This is a genomic window from Novosphingobium sp. 11B (assembly GCF_054589055.1).
On record NZ_BAAILP010000105.1, the window covers coordinates 40,300 to 46,455 of the forward strand.

Here is a 6,156-nt window from a genome sequence, read left to right on the forward strand (position 1 = left end):
GGTCACACCGGGTCCCAGGTGAACACGTCGCCCGAACGGTGAAGCGGGTAGAAGTCATTGGCGAACTGCGGGAACACGCGCTCGGTGATCGTCTCGGGCGTCCAGCCCTCGGCGGTGTGGGCGGTGCGGATCGGGCGCGACTGCGAGAACAGGTAGATCTCGTTGTTGCGCACGCCGAAGACCTGTCCCGTCACGTCCTTGCCGCCATCGCTGCACAGCGCTGCACAGAACGGCCCGATCTTGTCGGCGTCCAGCTTCTTGAGGCCCTCGACGCGCTTCTGCTGCTCGGGTGTGTCGGTCGGAATCGAGCTGACCATGCGCGTCCACGCCCAGGGCGCGACGGCGTTGGAGCGCACGCCGAAGCGCTGCATGTCGATCGCGATGCACTTGGACATGCCGACGATGCCCAGCTTGGCCGCCGCATAGTTCGCCTGCCCGAAGTTGCCGACGAGCCCGGTCGAGGAGGTCATGTGCACGAAAGCGCCCGAGCCCTGATCCTTGAAGAACGGCGCGGCGGCGCGGCTGGTGTGGAAACTGCCCATGAGGTGCACGTCGATCACCGCGCGGAAGTCCTCCGGCTCCATCTTGTGGAAGATCACGTCGCGCAAGTTGCCCGCGTTGTTCACCACCGCGTCGATCCGGCCGAAGCTGTCGATCGCGGCCTGGACCATCGCCTGCGCCCCGTCCCATTCGGCGACGCTGTCGTGGTTGGCGACCGCCTGCCCGCCCAGCGCACGGATTTCCTCGACCACCTGCTCGGCGGGCGAAGCGCTCTCCTCGCCCTCGCCGGTCAGCGCCACGCCAAGGTCGTTGACGACAACCGCAGCACCCGCCTTCGCCATGGCCAGCGCGATGCCGCGACCGACGCCGCGACCGGCGCCGGTGACGAGCACGGCCTTGCCTTCCATCATTCCCATTGTCGTATCCTCAGTAGCTCTTGGGAAGGTCGAGGACCTTCTCGGCGATGAAGCTCATGATGAGCTGCTCGGTGATCGGCGCGAGGCGCGTCAGCGCGGCCTCGCGGTACAGTCGCTCGACATGGTATTCCTTGGCATAGCCAAAGCCGCCATGCGTCGCGACCGATTGCCACGCCGCGTCATGACAGGCGCGGGCGGCAAGGAACTTGGCGGAATTGGCCTCGGCTCCGCAGGGCAGGCCGCTGTCGTAGAGGCGCGCGGCCTTCTCGACCATCAGCCAGGCGCTTTGCAGATACATCCACTTTTCCGCGAGCGGGTGCTGGATACCCTGGTTCTGGCCGATCGGCCGGTCGAAAACCACGCGCTCCTTGGCATAGTTCACGCCCCGGCGCAGTGCGTCGGAACCGATGCCGGTGGCGGCGGCGGCGATCAGGATGCGCTCGGGGTTTAGCGAGTGGAGGATATAGCCGAAGCCCTTGCCTTCCTCGCCGATGCGGTCCTCGTCGGGGATGAACAGATCCTCGATGAAGATCGCGTTCGAATCCACCGCCTTGCGGCCCATCTTGGGGATCAGGTGGACATCGATCTTGCTGCGGTCGAGGTCGGTGTAGAAGATGGTGATGCCGTCCGTCGGCTTGGTCACGTCCTCGAACTTGGTGGTGCGGGTCAGCAGCATGATCTTGTTCGCGACCTGCGCGGTCGAGGTCCAGACCTTCTGGCCGTTGACCCGGTAGCCGCCGGGCACCTTCTCGGCGAATGTCTTGATCCGCGTGGTATTGAGGCCGGCGTCTGGCTCGGTGAAGCCGAAGCACACCTGGTCCTCGCCCGAGACAAGGCGCGGCACCCAGCGGGCCTTCTGCTCCTCGGTGCCCTTGACCACGATCGGGTGCGGCCCGAACAGGTTGATATGGATCGTCGAGGACGCGGCGAACCCGCCGCCGCAAGAGGCGACCTCGCGGATCATCGTCATCGCCTCGGTCACGCCGAGGCCGGAGCCGCCGTATTCCTCGGGCATGGTGATGCCCAGCCAGCCGCTTTCGGCCATGGCGCGGTGGAATTCGCGCGGGAACTTGCCGTCGTCGTCGCGGGCAAGCCAGTATTCGTCGTCGTACGGCTTGCAGACCGCGCGCACGCCTTCGCGGATGGCTTCGAGATCTTCCTCGGTCGGAAGGGGACGGAGTGCACTCATGACGAAATCCTCGTTGAATGGGACTGGATGCGGCGCAGCAGGTCGGGCCCGCGCCACAGAAGCCAGGCGGCGTTGACCATGTTGCCGGTGCAGCAGGTGACGATGAACAGCACGACCACAAGCGTCAGGTTGCGCTCGTAGGCGTAGATGATGAGCGAGAAGAGCAGGAAGCCGGAATAGGCATCGGCCCAGACGTAGAGGCCCCAGACCACCGACCACACGTGGAGCTGGTCCGGGATGACCTCGCCGGTCGCGAAGGCATAGAGAAGGAACGCGGTCAGGCCGACCACGATCGCAAGGCTGGCGCCGCGCGCGAAACCGCTCATCCATCTTCTCCTGCTGCGGCCAGCGTCTTGTGCGCGGCCTTGAGGTGGGGAATGTCGAACATCTTTCCGTCGATGCCGATCGTACCGAGTTCGGGATTGGCGGCGAAGGCATCGACGATGCGGCGGGCATGGGCCACTTCCTCCTCAGACGGGCTGAAGCAGCGGTTGATCGTGTCGACCTGATCGGGGTGGATGGCGATGCGGCCGAGGAACCCGTCGCGCCGGGCCTTGCGGCAGTCCACTTCCAGCCCCTCGGGATCGCGGAAGTTGGCGTAGAGCGTGTCGATCGGCACGACCCCGGCCGAGGCCGAGGCGAACAGGCACTGCGCGCGGGCAACCTGATAGGGGAAGGTCCAGGAGCCGTCGGGCTCCTTGTTGTCCGTCGCGCCGATGGCGGCGCCAAGGTCTTCCGCCCCCCAGGTCAGGCCGACGAGGCGCGGGTGCGGCGGCGTGTAGGACTGCAGGTTGAACATCGCCAGCGGCGTCTCGGTGGAGACGACGGCGATCTTCACCGTGCCCACCGCCATGCCCGCCTCGGCCTCGAGCCGGTCCAGCTTGCGGGCGATTTCAGCGATGTCCTCGGCGCCATTGGCCTTGGGAACCAGCAGCCCCGCAAGGCCAGGGCGCACCACGGCGGCAAGGTCGTCGTCGATCAGCCCGCTGTCGAGCGGATTGGGCCGCACGAACAGCGCAGCGCCGACCTCGCCCGCGCGGTCGAGCCAGCCCGCGACGATGCCGCGCGCCTCGGGCTTCACCGCCGGAGCAACCGAGTCCTCGAGATCGAGGATCAGCACGTCCGCCGCTGTCTGCGAGGCTTTTGCGAACTTTTTCTCGCTGTCGCCCGGCACGAAGAGAAGCGAGCGCAGCCTCACGCCGGCTTCCTCAGCATCAGTGCATTGCGCTTGGTGCGGCAGACGATCTGGTCGTTCTGGTTGAGGCCGATGTGCTCGAACAGGACGATGCCCTGCGTCGGGCGAGACTTGCTGGCGCGCACCTCCAGCACATGCGTTTCCGAGCGGATGGTATCGCCGGAGAAGACCGGGTTCGGAAACACCGTATCGGTCATGCCGAGGTTGGCGACCGTGGTGCCCAGCGTCGTATCCTGCACCGACAGGCCGATCACCAGCCCCAGCGTGAAGATCGAGTTCATGAGCGGCCTGCCGAATTCGGTCTGCGCCGCATAGTCGTGATCGACATGAAGCTGGGCCGGATTGAAGGTCAGCGACGAGAACAGCATGTTCTCGTATTCCAGCACGGTCTTGCGGATCTCGTGCCGGATCACCTGCCCGACCTCGAACTCCTCGAACCAGAGGCCTGCCATCGTATCGTCTCCCTATTATCTTGTCAGTTCAGGCGGCCGAGGATCGCCACGGCGGCAACGCTGTTGAACGGTGCGCCGCCCAGATTGTGCGTCAGGCCGAAATCGACCTTGCCGCGCTGGCGATCGCCCGCCCGGCCCTGAAGCTGGTTGTAGACCTCGTAGGCCATGCGCAGGCCCGAGGCGCCGACCGGGTGGCCGAAGCACTTGAGCCCCCCGTCGAGCTGGCACGGAATCGCGCCGTCGCGGTCGTACCGGCCATCGAGGATGTCGGCAGGCGCGCGGCCCTCATCCGACAGGCCGAGGTCTTCCATGATGACCAGTTCGGTGATCGAGAAGCAGTCGTGCACCTCGGTCATGTCGATGCTCTGCTTCGGGTCGTGGATGCCCGCCTCGGCATAGGCCTTGCGCGACGCGACGCGGGTATTGGGCACATGCGCGCCGTCCCATTCGCCGTACTGCATCTCCCAGCCGTTGCTGGCGCTGAGCTGGATCGCCTTGATCGTGACGGGGTTGACCTTGCCCAGCCCGCGCGCGATGTCGGGCGTGGTAACGATGGCGCAGGCTGCACCATCCGACACGCCGCAGCAGTCGAACAGGCCCAGCGGATCGGCGATCATCGGCGCGTTCAGGATCTTGTCCATCTCCACCGCCTTGCGCATGTGCGCCTTGGGGCTGTGGACGCCGTTCTGGTGGCTCTTCCACGAGACATGCGCCATCGCCCGCTTGAGGTCGCCCGCGTCGATCCCGTGCCGCGCTGCATAAGCGCCCGCCAGCTGCGCGAACGTGCCCGGCGCGGAGCCGTAAGGCATCCACAAGTCGTTCTGCACGCCCTTGGTCTTGAGCGGCAACCCGCCGTAGCCGGTGTCCTTGAGCTTCTCCACGCCGATGGCCAGCGCGATGTCCACCGCGCCCGAAGCCACGGCATAAGCCGCGCCGCGCAGCGCCTCGGTCCCGGTGGCGCACATGTTCTCCACCCGCGTGACCGGCACCCGCTGCAGGCGCAGCGCATGGGCGGCGGGCAGCGCGGAATTGCCGACGTTGATGTCGTCGAGCGCATTGCCGACCCACGCCGCCTCGATCTGCTCGCGCGCGATACCGGCATCCGCCAGCGCCTCGCCGAACGCCTCGACCATCAGCCCGTCAGCGCCAAGCTCCCAGCGTTCGCCGAAACGGCTGCAACCCATGCCGACGATGGCGACCTTGTCCCTGAATCCGCTCGCCATCAGGCGTCTCCCAACGTCGGGCGCGCGCGCGGCGCCGCTTTCCAGAAATAGGTGCGGGTGCCCAGCTCGCGGTTCTGCGACTTGATGCGCAGCCGCATGCGGACGCGGTCCCCCACCGCAAAGCCCTGCTCGGGCCGGTCGACCATCTCCATCAGCACCCGCGCGCCGTTGTCGAACTGGACGAGACCAAAGTCGAACGGCGGATCAGGGGTGAAGTTCAGCCGGTCCGCCGTGATCGAGACGATCTTCGCCTCCAGATCGGCAAGGCGCACGTCCTCCAGAACTTCGGGCTCGGACAGAGCCGGGTTGACCGGATAGGCGCTCTTGGGGAACTGGACGTTGCCCCCACTGTCGCGCCCGCCGATGAAGCCGATGGTGTCGCGGCCGACGCGCTCCAGCACGGTGGCCTGCGATTTCTGCTGGAATTCCGCGCGCATCCCCCAGTCGAGCGACAGCGCACCCGAAAGATTGAGGAAGCGCGTGGGAGAAGTCAGGCGAAAGCCCTGCGTGAGAACCTCGGCGAACCCGGCCACGCCCTCGACTTCGCCGGTCACTTCGAAGACCAGAGCATCGACGCCGCTGCCAAACCCGACGACCAGCACGTAATCGCCCACTGCCGCCGCCGCCAACGCAAGGCCGAGGCCGTAGAGCGGCATCGCCGTGCCCAGATCGCCCGCCGCATCGGAAACCGATTGACAATGATTGGGCGCAGCGACCTTCAACTGCCGCGCCGCAGCGGCCCATGTCCCGCCGACCGGCTCGGCCACCGCGACATGCGTCAGATGGCCCGGCTCGATCCCCGCTTCCTCGCAGGCGTCGCGGATGGCGGGAACGATCAGTTCGGCCACCGCCACGTCGCGTACGAAGCGTTCCTCGTAGGCATAAGGCGTGGGGTGATCCTGCGAGGCATAGCGATCGACCAGATCGTGCGTCACGCTGGCGAAACCCGCCAGCCGCGCGCCGCCGCCCTCGCCGATGCGCACCGCGGCGGCGCCGTCGCCATAGGCGAGCTGCGCCGCGCTGCCCGCCTGCGTCAGCCGCTTTTCCGAGGCGACGACGATCTGGTCACCCGTACCCAGCAGCGCATCGAGCATGGCAGTCGTCGCTGCCCGCCGCGAATTGCCGAAGTCCACGGTGCGCACCGTGCGCGGCAGGGCCAGCGCATCGAGCGCGATCGCGC

Annotated in this window: 7 protein-coding genes; all 7 read right to left on the minus strand. The window is 66.8% G+C overall.

Going from position 1 to position 6,156, the window contains the following annotated elements; all coding sequences use genetic code 11:
* Nucleotides 1-2: 2 nt before the first annotated feature.
* On the minus strand, nucleotides 3-917 hold the full coding sequence (locus ACYPYD_RS09565; RefSeq protein ID WP_036525268.1) for an SDR family NAD(P)-dependent oxidoreductase: 915 nt from the start codon (nucleotides 915-917) through the stop codon (nucleotides 3-5).
* Between the two features lie 10 nt (nucleotides 918-927).
* Nucleotides 928-2,106, minus strand: a complete 1,179-nt coding sequence (locus tag ACYPYD_RS09570) for an acyl-CoA dehydrogenase family protein (RefSeq protein ID WP_459662910.1) — start codon at nucleotides 2,104-2,106, stop codon at nucleotides 928-930.
* Entirely contained in the window at nucleotides 2,103-2,432 is a 330-nt protein-coding gene (locus ACYPYD_RS09575) for a hypothetical protein (protein ID WP_036525272.1), read from the minus strand. The genes ACYPYD_RS09570 and ACYPYD_RS09575 overlap by 4 nt, the downstream gene beginning before the upstream one ends.
* Complete coding sequence (locus tag ACYPYD_RS09580) at nucleotides 2,429-3,304, minus strand: HpcH/HpaI aldolase/citrate lyase family protein (RefSeq protein ID WP_036525273.1); 876 nt, start codon at nucleotides 3,302-3,304, stop codon at nucleotides 2,429-2,431. The genes ACYPYD_RS09575 and ACYPYD_RS09580 overlap by 4 nt, the downstream gene beginning before the upstream one ends.
* Nucleotides 3,301-3,753, minus strand: a complete 453-nt coding sequence (locus tag ACYPYD_RS09585; RefSeq protein ID WP_036525275.1) for a MaoC family dehydratase — start codon at nucleotides 3,751-3,753, stop codon at nucleotides 3,301-3,303. Before ACYPYD_RS09585 ends, ACYPYD_RS09580 begins: the two co-directional genes overlap by 4 nt.
* 23 nt (nucleotides 3,754-3,776) lie before the next feature.
* Nucleotides 3,777-4,976 carry an acetyl-CoA acetyltransferase gene (locus tag ACYPYD_RS09590; RefSeq protein ID WP_211151521.1) on the minus strand — a complete coding sequence of 400 codons (1,200 nt, stop codon included), beginning with the start codon at nucleotides 4,974-4,976 and terminating at the stop codon, nucleotides 3,777-3,779.
* Nucleotides 4,976-6,156: hypothetical protein (locus ACYPYD_RS09595; RefSeq protein ID WP_459662911.1), on the minus strand; the 1,181-nt coding region annotated here is incomplete at its 5' end. The genes ACYPYD_RS09590 and ACYPYD_RS09595, both read right to left, overlap by 1 nt.